16 protein-coding genes are annotated in these 13,432 nt (G+C 62.4%); 9 read left to right on the top strand and 7 right to left on the bottom strand.

Annotated elements, in window-relative coordinates; genetic code table 11:
- Positions 1 to 3: 3 nt before the first annotated feature.
- Positions 4 to 1,626: an ABC-F family ATP-binding cassette domain-containing protein gene (locus AC3CCE_RS29310; protein ID WP_352626518.1), complete on the bottom strand. Its 1,623-nt coding sequence runs from the start codon at positions 1,624 to 1,626 to the stop codon at positions 4 to 6.
- Between the two features lie 226 nt (positions 1,627 to 1,852).
- On the opposite strand from AC3CCE_RS29310, the gene AC3CCE_RS29305 reads away from it, so the two are divergent.
- On the top strand, positions 1,853 to 2,167 hold the full coding sequence (locus tag AC3CCE_RS29305) for an EthD family reductase (RefSeq protein ID WP_023705197.1): 315 nt from the start codon (positions 1,853 to 1,855) through the stop codon (positions 2,165 to 2,167).
- Between the two features lie 52 nt (positions 2,168 to 2,219).
- On the opposite strand, the gene AC3CCE_RS29300 is transcribed toward AC3CCE_RS29305, so the two are convergent.
- Positions 2,220 to 2,963, bottom strand: coding sequence for a 2OG-Fe(II) oxygenase (locus AC3CCE_RS29300; RefSeq protein WP_352626516.1), 744 nt, complete (start codon positions 2,961 to 2,963; stop codon positions 2,220 to 2,222).
- On the opposite strand from AC3CCE_RS29300, the gene AC3CCE_RS29295 reads away from it, so the two are divergent.
- The gene (locus AC3CCE_RS29295) at positions 2,962 to 3,486 is read left to right on the top strand and encodes a hypothetical protein (RefSeq protein ID WP_352626514.1); all 525 of its coding nucleotides are present in this window, start codon (positions 2,962 to 2,964) and stop codon (positions 3,484 to 3,486) included. The genes AC3CCE_RS29300 and AC3CCE_RS29295 overlap by 2 nt on opposite strands.
- A gap of 46 nt (positions 3,487 to 3,532) precedes the next feature.
- Here the strand turns inward: AC3CCE_RS29295 and AC3CCE_RS29290 are convergent, their stop codons facing one another.
- Together AC3CCE_RS29290 and AC3CCE_RS29285 are read right to left on the bottom strand one after the other, a co-directional pair.
- Positions 3,533 to 4,072, bottom strand: coding sequence for a carboxymuconolactone decarboxylase family protein (locus AC3CCE_RS29290; RefSeq protein ID WP_023684792.1), 540 nt, complete (start codon positions 4,070 to 4,072; stop codon positions 3,533 to 3,535).
- 44 nt (positions 4,073 to 4,116) lie between these two features.
- Complete coding sequence (locus AC3CCE_RS29285) at positions 4,117 to 4,539, bottom strand: OsmC family protein (protein ID WP_352626512.1); 423 nt, start codon at positions 4,537 to 4,539, stop codon at positions 4,117 to 4,119.
- Between the two features lie 200 nt (positions 4,540 to 4,739).
- Between AC3CCE_RS29285 and AC3CCE_RS29280 the strand changes: the two genes are divergently transcribed.
- The 7 genes from AC3CCE_RS29280 (at position 4,740) to AC3CCE_RS29250 (ending at position 10,439) form a co-directional block, all read left to right on the top strand.
- Positions 4,740 to 5,471, top strand: a complete 732-nt coding sequence (locus tag AC3CCE_RS29280) for a 3-keto-5-aminohexanoate cleavage protein (protein ID WP_352626510.1) — start codon at positions 4,740 to 4,742, stop codon at positions 5,469 to 5,471.
- Positions 5,472 to 5,573: 102 nt separating this feature from the next.
- Complete coding sequence (locus AC3CCE_RS29275) at positions 5,574 to 6,083, top strand: Lrp/AsnC family transcriptional regulator (RefSeq protein WP_023670324.1); 510 nt, start codon at positions 5,574 to 5,576, stop codon at positions 6,081 to 6,083.
- The gene (locus tag AC3CCE_RS29270; protein ID WP_352626508.1) at positions 6,080 to 7,243 is read left to right on the top strand and encodes a saccharopine dehydrogenase family protein; all 1,164 of its coding nucleotides are present in this window, start codon (positions 6,080 to 6,082) and stop codon (positions 7,241 to 7,243) included. Before AC3CCE_RS29275 ends, AC3CCE_RS29270 begins: the two co-directional genes overlap by 4 nt.
- Positions 7,244 to 7,351: 108 nt before the next feature.
- Positions 7,352 to 8,140, top strand: coding sequence for an ABC transporter substrate-binding protein (locus AC3CCE_RS29265; protein WP_023742357.1), 789 nt, complete (start codon positions 7,352 to 7,354; stop codon positions 8,138 to 8,140).
- A 150-nt stretch (positions 8,141 to 8,290) separates the two neighbouring features.
- Positions 8,291 to 8,968, top strand: a complete 678-nt coding sequence (locus AC3CCE_RS29260) for an amino acid ABC transporter permease (RefSeq protein WP_352538126.1) — start codon at positions 8,291 to 8,293, stop codon at positions 8,966 to 8,968.
- The gene (locus AC3CCE_RS29255) at positions 8,965 to 9,639 is read left to right on the top strand and encodes an amino acid ABC transporter permease (protein WP_023684787.1); all 675 of its coding nucleotides are present in this window, start codon (positions 8,965 to 8,967) and stop codon (positions 9,637 to 9,639) included. The genes AC3CCE_RS29260 and AC3CCE_RS29255 overlap by 4 nt, the downstream gene beginning before the upstream one ends.
- 71 nt (positions 9,640 to 9,710) lie before the next feature.
- Complete coding sequence (locus AC3CCE_RS29250; RefSeq protein ID WP_023670319.1) at positions 9,711 to 10,439, top strand: amino acid ABC transporter ATP-binding protein; 729 nt, start codon at positions 9,711 to 9,713, stop codon at positions 10,437 to 10,439.
- Between the two features lie 208 nt (positions 10,440 to 10,647).
- On the opposite strand, the gene AC3CCE_RS29245 is transcribed toward AC3CCE_RS29250, so the two are convergent.
- The 3 genes from AC3CCE_RS29245 to AC3CCE_RS29235 form a co-directional block, all read right to left on the bottom strand.
- Positions 10,648 to 11,715: a cyclic nucleotide-gated potassium channel gene (locus AC3CCE_RS29245; RefSeq protein WP_023670318.1), complete on the bottom strand. Its 1,068-nt coding sequence runs from the start codon at positions 11,713 to 11,715 to the stop codon at positions 10,648 to 10,650.
- A 144-nt stretch (positions 11,716 to 11,859) separates the two neighbouring features.
- A complete protein-coding gene (locus tag AC3CCE_RS29240) occupies positions 11,860 to 12,930 on the bottom strand; it encodes an adenylate/guanylate cyclase domain-containing protein (protein ID WP_023670317.1) in 1,071 nt (356 codons plus the stop codon).
- Positions 12,931 to 12,933: 3 nt separating this feature from the next.
- Complete coding sequence (locus AC3CCE_RS29235) at positions 12,934 to 13,428, bottom strand: Rab family GTPase (RefSeq protein ID WP_023670316.1); 495 nt, start codon at positions 13,426 to 13,428, stop codon at positions 12,934 to 12,936.
- Between the last annotated feature and the right edge of the window lie 4 nt (positions 13,429 to 13,432).

The following is a 13,432-nucleotide window of genomic DNA, read 5'->3' as shown; positions in this document are numbered from 1 at the left end:
GCGTCAGCTGCGCAGGCCCGGCGCTTCCTGCCCGGTCCTCTCCACATATTCGGTGTAGCCACCGCCATAGGTGTGGATGCCTTCGGGTGTCAATTCCAGCACGCGGTTGGAGAGTGCGGCCAGGAAATGGCGGTCGTGCGAGACGAACAGCATCGTGCCTTCGTATTGCGACAGCGCTGTGATCAGCATCTCCTTGGTGGCGATGTCCAAATGGTTGGTCGGCTCGTCCAGCACCAGCAGATTGGGCGGGTCGAACAGCATCAGCGCCATTACCAGGCGCGCCTTTTCGCCGCCCGACAGCACCCGGCATTTCTTCTCGATCTCGTCGCCGGAAAAGCCGAAGCAGCCGGCGAGTGCCCTGAGCGGCGCCTGGCCGGCTTGCGGAAACGCGTCCTCCAGCGTCTGGAACACGGTGCGCTCGCCCTCCAGCACCTCCATGGCGTGCTGGGCGAAATAGCCCATTTTCACACTCGGCCCCCGAGCAACTGTGCCGGCATCCGGGTCAGACGCGCCGGCAACCAGCTTCAGCAGCGTCGACTTGCCGGCGCCGTTGACGCCCATGATGCACCAGCGCTCGCGGCGGCGGACCTGGAAATCCAGCCCCTCATAGATCGAGCGACTGCCATATCCCTTGTGCACGTTCTTCAGCGTCACGACATCCTCGCCGCAGCGCGGCGCCGGCTGAAAATCGAAATTCACGATCTGACGGCGCTTGGGCGGCTCGACACGATCGATCTTGTCGAGCTTCTTCACCCGGCTCTGCACCTGGGCGGCGTGTGACGCCCGCGCCTTGAAGCGCTCGATAAAAGCGATCTCCTTGGCCAGCATGGCCTGCTGGCGCTCGAACTGCGCCTGCTGCTGCTTGTCGGCGATCGCCCGCTGCTGCTGGTAGAATTCGTAATTGCCGGAATAGGCGGTGAGCGAACCGGCGTCGATCTCGACCACCTTGTTGACGATGCGGTTCATGAACTCGCGGTCGTGCGAGGTCATCAGCAGCGCGCCCTCATAACCCTTCAGGAACTGCTCCAGCCAGATCAGGCTTTCGAGATCGAGATGGTTGGACGGCTCGTCGAGCAGCATGACGTCGGGCCGCATCAACAGGATGCGGGCCAGCGCCACGCGCATCTTCCAGCCGCCGGACAGTTTGCCGACATCGCCGTCCATCATTTCCTGGGAAAAGCCGAGGCCGTCGAGCACTTCGCGGGCGCGGCCATCGAGCGCATAGCCGTCGAGCTCCTCGAAACGATGCTGCGCCTCGCCGTACTTCTCGATGATCTCGTCCATCCGGTCGGCCTGCTCGGGATCGGCCATGGCCGCCTCGAGTTCGGCCATTTCGGCCGCCACGTCGCTGACCGGCCCGGCGCCGTTCATCACTTCGGCCACAGCACTATAGCCCGCCATGTCGCCGACATCCTGGCTGAAATAGCCGATGGTGACGCCGCGATCGACCTGCACCTGGCCTTCGTCGGGCTGTTCCTGGCCGGTGATCATGCGAAACAGCGTCGTCTTGCCGGCGCCGTTCGGGCCGACAAGGCCGACCTTCTCGCCCTTCTGTAGCGAGGCCGAGGCCTCGATGAAGACAAGCTGGCGGCCGTTCTGTTTGCTGATGCTTTCAAGACGGATCATGAGGCGGTCCGGGGGAGTTGGTGCAAAGTTGAGGGATTTGCCCGGGGCCATACGCGAATGAGCGCAAGGAGGAAAGAGGCAGAAGCGCCACAGATGGTGGCGAGGACCCGTCATCGCGCCCGAAACAAAAATCCAGCGATTGTCGAAAACCGCCCTCGCGGAACGACATTGGCACGGCGGCCTGCATGGCCCCCAAACAGCGACACCAACAGGCAGGAATATGACGATGGCCAAGATGCTCGTGATCTACAAAACTCCGGCTGATCCGGAGGCGTTCGACCGGCACTATTTCGAGGTTCATGTGCCGCTGGCCAAGAAGCTTCCCGGACTGCGGCGCTACGACATCAGCAGGCGGCCCATCATCAAGCGCTCGGCGGGCGAGATTCCGTATCTGGTCGGGACACTCTATTTCGACAGCCTCGCCGATATGCAGAGCGCATTTGCCACCGAAATCGGCATTGCCTGCGCCGCTGACCGGCGTATACTCGCCCCAGGAGACGATGACTTGACGATGCTCCTGTTCGACGTCGACCAAGTGTGAATCTTAGCCGATCTCGGAGTGGAACGAAGGAGCCGCGCCGAAGCGGACGACGTTACTTCGCGTCGTGGAAGATGATCCCCACCGTATGCCGCCTGCCGGAACGCAGGCGGCTGACGCCGTGCCTGAGGTTGACGCGGTAGTGCCCTTTCGTACCTTGCACCGGGCGGTTGTGGACAGCAAAGATCACCGCATCGCCCCGGGTCAGCGGCACCACTTCGGCGCGGCTTTGCATGCGCGGGCGCTGCTCGGTCAGCACGAATTCGCCGCCGGCGAAATCCTCGCCCGGCTGCGACAACAGGATTGCGACTTGCAGCGGAAAAGCGAGGTCGCCATAGAGGTCCTGATGGAGGCAGTTAAAGTCGCCGGGGCCATACTGGAGGAGAAGCGGCGTCGGCCGCGTTTGGCCGCTTTCGTGGCAAAGCTGGAGGAAGGCGGCGTGGTCATCGGGATAGCGCTGTGCCGCGCCTATGCGTTCGTTCCAGTCGTTGGCGACGCCGGCCAGCCTGGGATAGAGCGCGGTGCGCAGGCCACCGACCATATCCGGCAGCGGATAGCGGAAATAGCGGTACTCGCCCTTGCCGAAGCCATGGCGGGCCATCACCACATGGCTGCGGAAATGGTCCTCATGCGGATAGAGACCGGCGATCTCGGTGCACTCCTCGGGTGAAAGCAGCGCCGGCATGACGGTGCTGCCGTGGCTGTTCAGTTCGCCGATCAGAGCACTCCAGTCCTGCGCTGCGACGCGCGCTTCGGCCGAATGGGCTGCGCGTTTGGTGCTCATCGAATGGATGGTCATGGATGCCTCCTTTGATGTGATCAAAGTGGGGCGAACGAGAGGTGCGGGCCACCCGATTCCTGCGATGAACATTGTCATCTGCTGCCGGCAGCGATTAATTGTGTACATGCATCTTTCGATCGAACCGCTAAATGGCGTCAAAGGGCTTCCTCTCGGATCGTCTAAGGCGACTGTCAGATCCTTCTTTTCAGGAGAGCTCAAGGTCTTCCGGCGGAGCCCAACCAGCGTTCCGGCCGACTATTGGCCGGACCTTGGAGTATTCGCCTATTACAAGGCCGATGGCGCACTCGAAGCGCTAGAATTCACCTCGCCTGCGATCTTGGAACTGGGTGGCGCGTCGCTGTTTCCGATTTCCATGGAGGTTGCGCTGAGGTTCTTGAGACAAACCGACCCCAATGTGAAGGTCGAGATCGATAGCGCGATTTCGAATGCTCTCGGCATCAGCATCTGGACAGCCATAGGAAAAGAAGCGGACTCCCAGGTGGAAACACTTTTGCTGTTTGGAGCCGGCTACTACGGCTGATCCTTCCGGGCGATATCCACTGCAGATCGACTGCGTATCGATCGCATCAGACCGGATCGGCACCCTTGCGGCGATACGCCTCCAACTCAGGGTCCAGATCGACCCTCACCGCGTTTGTGAACAGGCAGGTCGCCACCATGATGCCGGCGAAGGCGACGAGGTTGACCAGCAGCGTGTCGTCATAGCGAGCCTTCAGCGCTGCCCAGATGTCGTTCGGAATGACATTGGCATCGGCGGCGACTGCCTTGCCAAATTCGATCAGCAACGCCTCATCGGAGGTTGGCTGGATTGCCTCGGGATCAAGGCCACCATCGATCAGCGCGCGGCGGAAGAAGGTAAGCGGTATCTCGGCGCGGCATCTCTCGGAGATCGCCAGCGACAACAGCCAGACAGCGCGGTCGTCGAGTGCGGGCTTGAGCAGATCGCGCAGGGTGAACCATTCGGCATAGATGCGGTGGGCCGCCGGTGAATGCAGCAGGATGCGCTTCATGTTGGTCATGCGTCCGCGCAGGCCAAGCTCCCTGTCGTGCTCGGCGCGGATGTCATGCGATGCCGAGGCGTAGTCGATCGGCGGGATCATGGCCATGGGACGGTCCTTGGTTGGTGGCAGCGAGGCATTCTGCGAAGCCCTCACCCAAGCGTCGTATGCAATTGCGGCGCGGCGCGCAGCGTGTTGGACACCGTGCAGATCGCTTCGGCGTCCTCGACGATCCGCTGCTTGGTCGCAGCGTCGAGATCGCCTGAGATGTCGAGCCTGATGTTGAGCCTTTCGACGCGCGACGGCTCGTCCTTGGCCTTCTCGCCGCTGACCTCGGCGCGCACCTCGCCAAGCGCGGCGGCAACCCCGAGGCGGGAGGCGGCGATGCGCGCGCTCAGCACCATGCAGGCGGCGAGCGAGGCGTAGAGCAGGTCGAGCGGATTGAAGCCCGGCGCGCTCACGCCGGTGACTACGTCGACCGCGCCGCCGGTCGGCGTCGTGACAGCCGGCAAGCCGCCTAGCTGAAGCGTCGCCGTCGCGCCGGTGACACGGGTCCTGACCTTCAACTCAGCCATCGCAAATCCTTCTGGCCGGCAGTCCGGCAAAGGGGTAAGGATCGCCCGTGGCGTGTCCTGTCCCGCTATATGGTATGTCCTGGGCGGATACCGCAACCTCCGCAGAAGCGGCACCCTGTCAGCAATCTTCACTACGCCCGTTCCCTCTCCGCCCTGCCCTGCGGTAGGCTCGCGCGATCCGCAACAGGATCGCGAGAGCCATGATCGTCCAGGCCTGCATCAATGGCGCGCGCGCCGCCGATTTTCACCCCGCGCTGCCGCTCGACTCCGACGCTATGGCGCGCGACGGGGCGGCTTCGATTGCCGCGGGCGCAGCTGAGCTGCATGTCCATGCCCGCAGCGCGGACCGCCGCGAGAGCCTTGCGCCGGCAGCGATGGATCCGACCATCGCAGGGCTGCGCCGTGCCTGCCCCGGTACGCTGATCGGCGTCTCCACCGGCGCCTGGATCGAGAATGACGATACAAGCACGCTGGTCGCCATCGCCGGCTGGCGCGAATTGCCGGACTATGCCTCCGTCAATCTCAGCGAGGCGGCGGCACCCATCGTCATGGAGAGCCTGCGCCAGCGCGGCATCGGCATCGAGGCGGGTCTGGCCTCGGTCGCCGACGCCGAGCGCCTCGTCAGCCTCGACCATGGCGGGCGCGTGCTGCGCGTGCTGATCGAGATTTCCGAGCAGACGCTAGACGAGGCTTTTGCGGTCGCCGGCGGCATCGAACAGGTCCTGGAGCGCGCCGGCATTCGCCGTGCCATCCTGCTGCATGGCGAGAACGCGACGGTGTGGCCGTTCGTGCGCCGTGCGGCGGATCGCAACTGGTCGACGCGCGTCGGGCTGGAGGATGGGAAGCATCTGCCGGATGGCACGGTTGCGGCCGGCAATGCCGCGCTGACGGCGGCAGCGGTGGCGATGTTCCAGTCCATTCGATCAGCGTAGCAACAAACTGACCTCTTGCTGTTATTATAAATATCTCGTAGGCTATTTTCATATCAGGAAGAAATTTCACCACATTTTTCTCCTTTATGAAAGCCTTGCCTTTTGCGTGAGCATCTCGATCAAACCGATCGACGGCTGGTAAAGCTGTTGTCGCAGGATGCCCAGCCTGGCATCAACCGGCTCGCCGAGACGATGGCGATCTCGGTGCCGACGGTGCGCTCAAGGCTGCGCAATCTGCTCGACCGCAACCTCTTGAAGATCGTCGGGCTGCTCAATCTGACCGAACGCCCCGAGCTGATCTCGGCCATTGTCGGCATCAATGCGCAGGGACGTGGCCGCGCCCGGGAACTGGCGCAGCGCATTGCCGAACTGCCTTTCGTCAACTCGGCCTCGGTGGTTACCGGGCGCTTCGACATCATCGTCGACGTGACCGTCGCCGGCGATGTCGCCGACCTCTACCGCATCACCAGCGAACTGATTCCGGGCGCCGGCATTCCCGGCGAAGTCGTGCGCAGCGAAACCTTCGTCGTCATGGCTTCATGCAACAAATGGGTCAGCCTTCCCGAAGGCTGCTGGTCGGAAGAAACACCGTCACGCAAGGAGCCGGCATGAGAATAGCTGTTCTCGGCGGCCTCGGCCTGCAGGGACGGGCGGCCATCGCCGATCTCGTCGCCAGCGCCGGCGTCGAGGAAGTCGTCTGCGTCGATACGTCGGCCGACGGCCCTGCCCGGCTTGCCGGGCTGACCGACCTTTCCCGCGTGCGTTTCGTCATGCCCGAGGGCGCGATCGGTCCGGCGCTTGCCACCGTGCTGGCGGATGTCGACGCCGCCATCGATCTGTTGCCGCAGCCATTGATGCGCGAGGCGGTGCAGGCCGCGATCGCAACGCGCACGCCGCTGGTCACCACCAATTACGGCAAGGCGATTGCCGATCTGGCGGCGGAGGCTGAACAGGCCGGCGTTTCGATCATGACCGAATGCGGGCTCGATCCCGGCATCGACCTCGTGCTCTACGCGCGCGCCGCAAAGCAGTTCTCTACGATTTCTTCGATCGAATCCTATTGCGGCGGCATCCCCGAACCGAAGGCGATGGCCAAGCCGCTCTGCTACAAGGTGAGCTGGAATTTCGACATGGTCCTGGTCAGCCAGAACCGCGACAGCGTGATGATCGAGCATGGCAAGCGCGTCGAAGTGCCGGCCGGCCGACAGCACGACAATGCCTTCATCCACGAGATCGAGGTCGCGGGCCTCGGCCGGCTGGAAGCTTTCCCCAATGGCGACGCTCTGCACTATGTCGAGATGCTGGCAGCCGCCAAGGGATTGCAACGCTCGGGCCGCTATACGCTGCGCTGGCCGGGATGGTCGGCGTTCTGGGCGCCGCTGAAGGAACTCGGCTTCCTCTCCGAAGACAAGGTGCCCGGCACCGGCGCCAGCCCACGCGAATTTCTCGGCCGTCTGCTCGGCCCGCAACTGCAATATGGCGCCGACGAGAAGGACCTTTGCGTGATGCGCAATGTCTTTTCCGGTCTCGAAGGCGGCCGCGCCAAAACGGTGACGTCGGACCTGATCATCGAACGCGACCTGGCATCAGGCCTGTTCGGCATGAGCCTTGGCGTCGGCTATCCCGCCAGCATCGTGGCGCAGATGCTGGCGCGGCGCGAGATCGCCACACCTGGCCTGCTCAACCCGCTGCTGCATGTGCCGGACGAACCCTTCTTCGACGAGCTCGCCAAGCGTGGCATCAAGGTGACCGAAACGGCGGCCTGGGACTGACGATTTTCGAACGGTGGCTGCCGCCGGCAAACGGTGCCGCCGCTCAAAAAACACCCAAAAGGGTGGAACAACAAAGTGGAACAACAACGATAACAGGAGGAATGCCAAATGAAGATTGCCAAGCTTTTCATCGCCGGACTTGCGCTTGCGGGCCTGACCGCTGCTGCCAGTGCCGGAACCCTCGACGAGATCACCAAGCGCGGCGAGCTGCGCGTCGCGGTGCAGACGCAGGGACCGCCCTTCTCGCTGGTTGGCGCCAATGGCGAACGCACCGGCAGTTCGGTCGAACTCGCCGAACTGATGGCCAAGGAAATGGGCGTCAAGATCACCTTCCTCGACTATGATTGGGACGGGCTGATCCCGGCGCTGCTTTCGGGCAAGGCCGACCTGCTCGTCGCCGACATGACGCCGACGCTGGCGCGCGGCATGAAGGTCGCCTTCACCACGCCCTACATGTATACGGGCAGCACCGTCTTCACCAAGGCCGACAGCAAGTTCAAGACCACCGAGGACTGCAAGGCCAAGGGCACCAAGATCGCCGTGCTGTTGGGCGCCACCGGCGAAAAGGAAGCCAAGAACGCCTTCCCGGATGCCGACATCAAGAGCTACAAGGGCGGCGGCCCGCTGCTGCTCGATGCCATCAACAACGGCCAGGCCGATTGCGGCGTCAACGACGTCTCGGCGGTCAAGGGTCAGTCGACAGCCTATCCCGCCGGCACCTTCACCATCATGCCGGACCTGTTGTCGAAGGAGCCGCTTGCCTTCGCCACCCGCTACGACGAGCCGGACCTGTTGATCTGGATGAACCTGTTCCTCAACCAGGTCAGCATCGACGGCCGCCTGCAGAAGAACCTTGACTACTGGGTCAATTCCGACGCCTGGAAGAAGGATCACTAAGCAGAGGTAAGCAGGGAATAGTGAGTAGGAAGTAGTGAATGGTGAATGGTGAATGGCCATTCCGGACGCCCTTCACTACTCACTACTCACTACTCACTACTCACTACTCACTACTCACTACTGCCCATTCACCATTCACCATTCACCGCCATGCTCGAAAATTTCAGCTTCCGCACCATCATCGAATATCTGCCTTTGTTCGGGCAGGGTCTGATCACGACGGTATGGCTGTCGGCGCTGTCCTTTGCCGGCGCGCTGGCCGTCGGCATCGTGCTCGCCGCCATGAACCTGCAGCGCGGCCAGCTGTTTCGCGTGCTGGCCAAGGGCTATATCGATGCCGTGCGCGCCACGCCGTTGCTGGCGCAGCTCTACTTCCTCTATTTCGGCCTGCCGCGTCTCGGCTTCGTCCTGCCCGAGCTGGTCGTCGGCATCATCGCTCTGTCGCTGAACAGCGGCGCCTATGTCGCGGAAATCATCCGCGCCGGAATCCTGTCGATCCCGCGCGGCCAGGTCGAGGCCGGCGTCGCCTCGGGGATGACCTATGTCCAGCGCATGCGCCTGGTCATCCTGCCGCAAGCCTTCAAGGTGACGATCCCGCCGCTGCTCGGCCAGGCGATCGTGCTGGTCAAGGATTCCGCGCTTTTATCGCTGATCTCGGTTTCCGAACTGACGCGCGCCGGCCAGTTGCTGGCGTCCGACCGCTTCATGCCGGCGGAAGGCTTTCTCACCATCGCCGCTTTCTATCTGCTGCTCTATTACTGCCTCAAAGGACTGGCGGGGCTGTCCAGTCGGTGGCTCGGTCTGCAGCCGGCAAGGAGCAGCACATGATCTGGCAACAGCTGCAAAGCCTGGCCGGCAGCTACCCCCTCGCCTTGCGCGGCCTTGGCATGACCGTGATGCTGTCGGCGATCAGCCTGGTGCTGGGCACGCTGCTTGGCTTCGGCCTCGGCATATTGCGCACCGGCGGCAACCGGCTGATCTCGAGCGTGATCGGGGCCTGGGTCGACCTGATCCGCGGCACGCCGTTCCTGGTGCAGATCTTCCTGATCTTCTTCATCCTGCCGGAATTCGGCATCGAGCTCGATGCCTTCACCGCCGGCATCATCGCGCTCACCAACCTCGCCGCGTGCTTCATCTGCGAGATCGTCGCCGCCGGCATCCGCTCGGTGCCGACCGGCCAGGTTGAGGCAGCTCTGGCGTCTGGCCTGTCGCGCTGGCAACGCATGCGCCAGGTGGTGCTGCCGCAGGCGATGCGCATCGTGCTGCCGCCGCTGGTCGGGCAATATGTACTCTTGATCAAGGATTCCTCCGTCGTCTCGGCGATCGGGCTGACCGACCTCACCCGCGTCGGCTGGCTTGTGGTGCAGCGTGTGCCCAACGGCCTGCTGGTCTTCTTCCTGGTCGGCGTCGGCTATTTCGTCGTCTGCTATCCGCTGATCATGCTCGCCCGCCGGTTGGAGCGACGCATGGGCGCGGCGCATGGCGAGGTGCAGCTGTGACATCGAACCCCAAAGGGCTGACCGCCATGACCAATCCGAGCCCGACCAAACCAAACCTGACCAAAACGGGCATGATCGACTTTCGCGGCGTCAACAAATGGTTCGGCTCGCTCAATGTGCTGAAGGACATCACGCTCAGCGTCGAGCCGCGCGAAGTGGTCGTCGTCTGCGGCCCAAGTGGTTCGGGCAAGTCGACGCTGATCCGCTGCATCAACGGCCTGGAAGCGATCAAGGATGGCGACCTCGTCGTCGACGGCCAGCGCCTCGGCGACCCCGCCACCAACATGACGCAGTTGCGCACCGAGATCGGCTTCGTCTTCCAGTCATTCAACCTCTACCCGCACAAGACGGCGCTGGAAAACGTCACGCTGGCGCCGATCCATGTGCGCAAGATCCCCCGCGCCGAGGCCGAGCAGGCCGGGCGCGACTTGCTGGCCAAGGTCGGCCTCGCTGACAAGGTCAATGCATACCCGTCACAGTTGTCCGGCGGCCAGCAGCAGCGTGTGGCCATCGCACGCTGCCTCGGCATGCGGCCCAAGATCATGCTGTTCGACGAGCCGACCTCCGCGCTCGATCCCGAGATGATCTCCGAAGTGCTCGACGTCATGGTCGCGGTGGCCGAGGAAGGCATGACCATGATGGTGGTGACGCACGAAATGGGCTTTGCCCGCAAGGTGGCGCAGCGCGTGGTGTTCATGGACGCCGGCGCCATCGTCGAAAGCGGCACGCCGGAGGCGTTTTTCTCCGACCCGAAGACCGACCGCAGCCGGGCTTTTCTAAGCAAGATTCTAAGGCATTAGAGTTTAGCCAAAGCCGGTCGTCCGAAAGGCCGCGGGGCAGGAACTGTCGACGCACAGCGCCAAACAACGAGCCGCCGGTAGAGTGGATCGGCTACGTTTAGGTCTCCGGCTACGCCTCTGGGAACTTCCACGTGCCGTCCATAACCTCCGCGCGTGGTCGATAGAGCCGTACCATCCAGTTCCAGCCGGGCCACCATCGGCTGTACGGTCAAGCCACCGGCGCCGCGCCGCGCCGCTCGAGCGCGGTCCTGCGGATGATTTCCGCGATTTCCGGGCTGCTGCTGCACAGCATCTGGAAATCCGCCGCATGCAGCGACAGGAGTGAGACAGAAGTTGCGGCACTGACGGTCGCCATACGCGGTTCGCCGCTGATCAGCGCCATCTCGCCGAAGAAGGCGCCAGGGCCAAGCTCCACCGGGTTCGGCGTCGCGACGCTGACGCGGCCTTCCACGACGAAGAACATCCGATCGCCGGTCTCGCCGCTGCGGCAGATCACGGCGCCCGCCGGCACCGTGCGAGGTCTTAACGCGCGCACGATCTCGACCAGCGTGGCCGGGCCAAGCTTCTGAAACAACGGAACGCCGGCAATCAATTGCCAATTGCGGACGAAATCCTCGCGACGGACTTCTTGATAAAAGCCGGAGGCAAGAATGCCGGCCCAGAGCCCGAAGATGCCGATGCCACACATCATGACAGCCCCGGCAAGGACGCGGCCGGCGAAGCTTTGCGGAATGTCGTCGCCATAGCCGGTAGTGGACAGCGTGACCACCGCCCACCACATTGTCTCGGGGATGCTGCCGAACTTTTCCGGTTGGACGTCGCGCTCGATGACATAGGCCGCAAGTGCGACACCGAACAGAACCAGGCCGAAGACCGTGGTGACGCCGACCAGGTTGCGCGCTTCGTTGGCCAGAACCCTGCCAAGCAGCGGGAAGAACGTCGAGTCGCGCAGCGGCTTCAGCAGCCAGACAGCACAGTAGAGGCTGCGGTCGGGCGTGCCGTCGAGCAGGAATGCGGCGAGTGGAACCAAAACCGCGAGCACATCGATTGCGATTGCCGGCGTCCTGTCCCGAAGGTCTCCCGCCCAGCGCTTGAGCAGGGTCTCGGCCATCTGCAGAAGATAGGCGGCCCAAATGACAGCGAGCACGGCAGCCAGAGCCAGTCTGCTTCGTCCGGACATGTTCGGCATCGTGAGCGCAGCCACCGCCAGAAGCCCAGGCGCAGCCAGCACCGCATTTAGCGGTGCGTAGATTCTCAGAAAAGGCAGTACCGACATTCTATCCCACCAGCGGCCACTGTGCTCCAGAATAGAGGCCTTCCGGGCAAGCGCAAAGGGTGCTTTCCGATCGCAAGATCAGGTCACGCCAACGCCTGTCGGGCGCCGCTATCGGCGCTCCAGGGTCGCACCGCAGGCGACGGATCAGCTCGGGAGCCGCCACATTCGCACACGACCCGCACCACGCAATTCCGTTTCCTCGAGTGGGTCGCAAGCAAATTTCGGTCCAAGCAGTTGGCAAGTTGCATCGGAAATACGAATTTCATCGGGCTCCGCGGACGTTTGAATACGTGAGGCGAGATTAACGGTCTCACCCCACAGGTCATAGGCGAACCGCCTCTTGCCTATGACGCCGGCGACGATCGGTCCTGAGTGAATTCCAATTCTCAGCCTTATCGGTTCTCCTGCGAAGCGTTCCCGCTTGACCGCTTTGCGCAGCTCAATCGCATAGCGCGTGAGGGCCCTTGCATGATCGGATCGCGCCGTGGGCAGGCCGGCGACCACCATCACACAATCGCCAATTGTTTTGATCTTTTCGCAGCCGTATCGCTCAGAGAGCCGATCCGCCGCCTTGAAGAAGTAGTTTAAAATAGCGAGCGTCGTCACCGCTCCGACGCTGCGCGCTCGTTCCGTAAAACCGACGATGTCGGCAAAAAGCACACTCACCTCTGCGTGGTTGTCGGCAATTTTCTTTTGCGCTTTCAATCGCTCCGCGATCGAGGCCGGGAGAATGTTGAGGAGCAGGTTTTCGGCGCGCTGATATTCACGCGCCAATCCCTCCTGGCTCTTCCTCAACGCCTCGTTCGTCGATTGCAATTTTTCGTTGAGTTGACGCTCCCTCTCTTGCAGGAGCGTCATTTCATAGGCCTTCTGTTGAAGCCGCTGCCTGTTGTCTCGTTCGGCAGTGGCGTCCAGAAAAAGCAGCCACACGAACGCATTGTCAGCAAAAAAATGGAGGTCGGCGACACGCCCGCCGGGCAGTTCAACCATGTCCATGCGAAACGGAAGCTCCGGGCAAGGCAGCAAGCCCTCCATGAATTCAAGCTGCTCGGCAACAGGCTTGCCGATGCGAAGTGATGACAGCCCGTAATGTTCAACATTACCGCCCTTGGCAGCTATGCAAAGCTCAGGGTCGATTTTCAGATAAGCGACAGCGTGCCCGTCGAAGAAGAAATTGAAAAACCAATTTCTGACTTCTTTTGGCAATTCGTGCATGGTCTATTTGGTGACCATCAAGGCAAGTTGACGAAAGGCGTCATCGACCTGCTCGCCCGAAAGCGCACTTGTTAGATAGATTTGCCATCCACGTTGCCTCAACTCGTTGATCTCACCATCCGATATCGCCCACCGATCGGCCAGATCGGACTTGTTGAACAGCAATACGAACGGCATGGCGCCGAATTCGGCCTCGACCCGTTCGCGCAGCGTGAGTGCCACGGCAAGAGTAGCGGCGCGGGTTCCATCGACGACAAGCACGAGCCCGGTTGCACCGCGAACATAGCTGACGCGGAATGAGCCGATATCGTCTTCGCCGGCCAAATCCCACAAAATCAGATCCACGGTTTTGTCCGGGAGCGCGACGCTCTTCTTGTCGATTTTCACTCCGACGGTGGTCAAGTAGGTTTCTGAGAAGATGCTCTGCACAAACCTGCGGACCAGACTCGTCTTTCCGACAGCGAAGCCGCCCAGCATGCAGATCTTTTTTTGCAACATGTTG

This window comes from Mesorhizobium sp. P160187, assembly GCF_057766425.1.
This window is presented reverse-complemented; position numbering and strand designations above follow the sequence as displayed.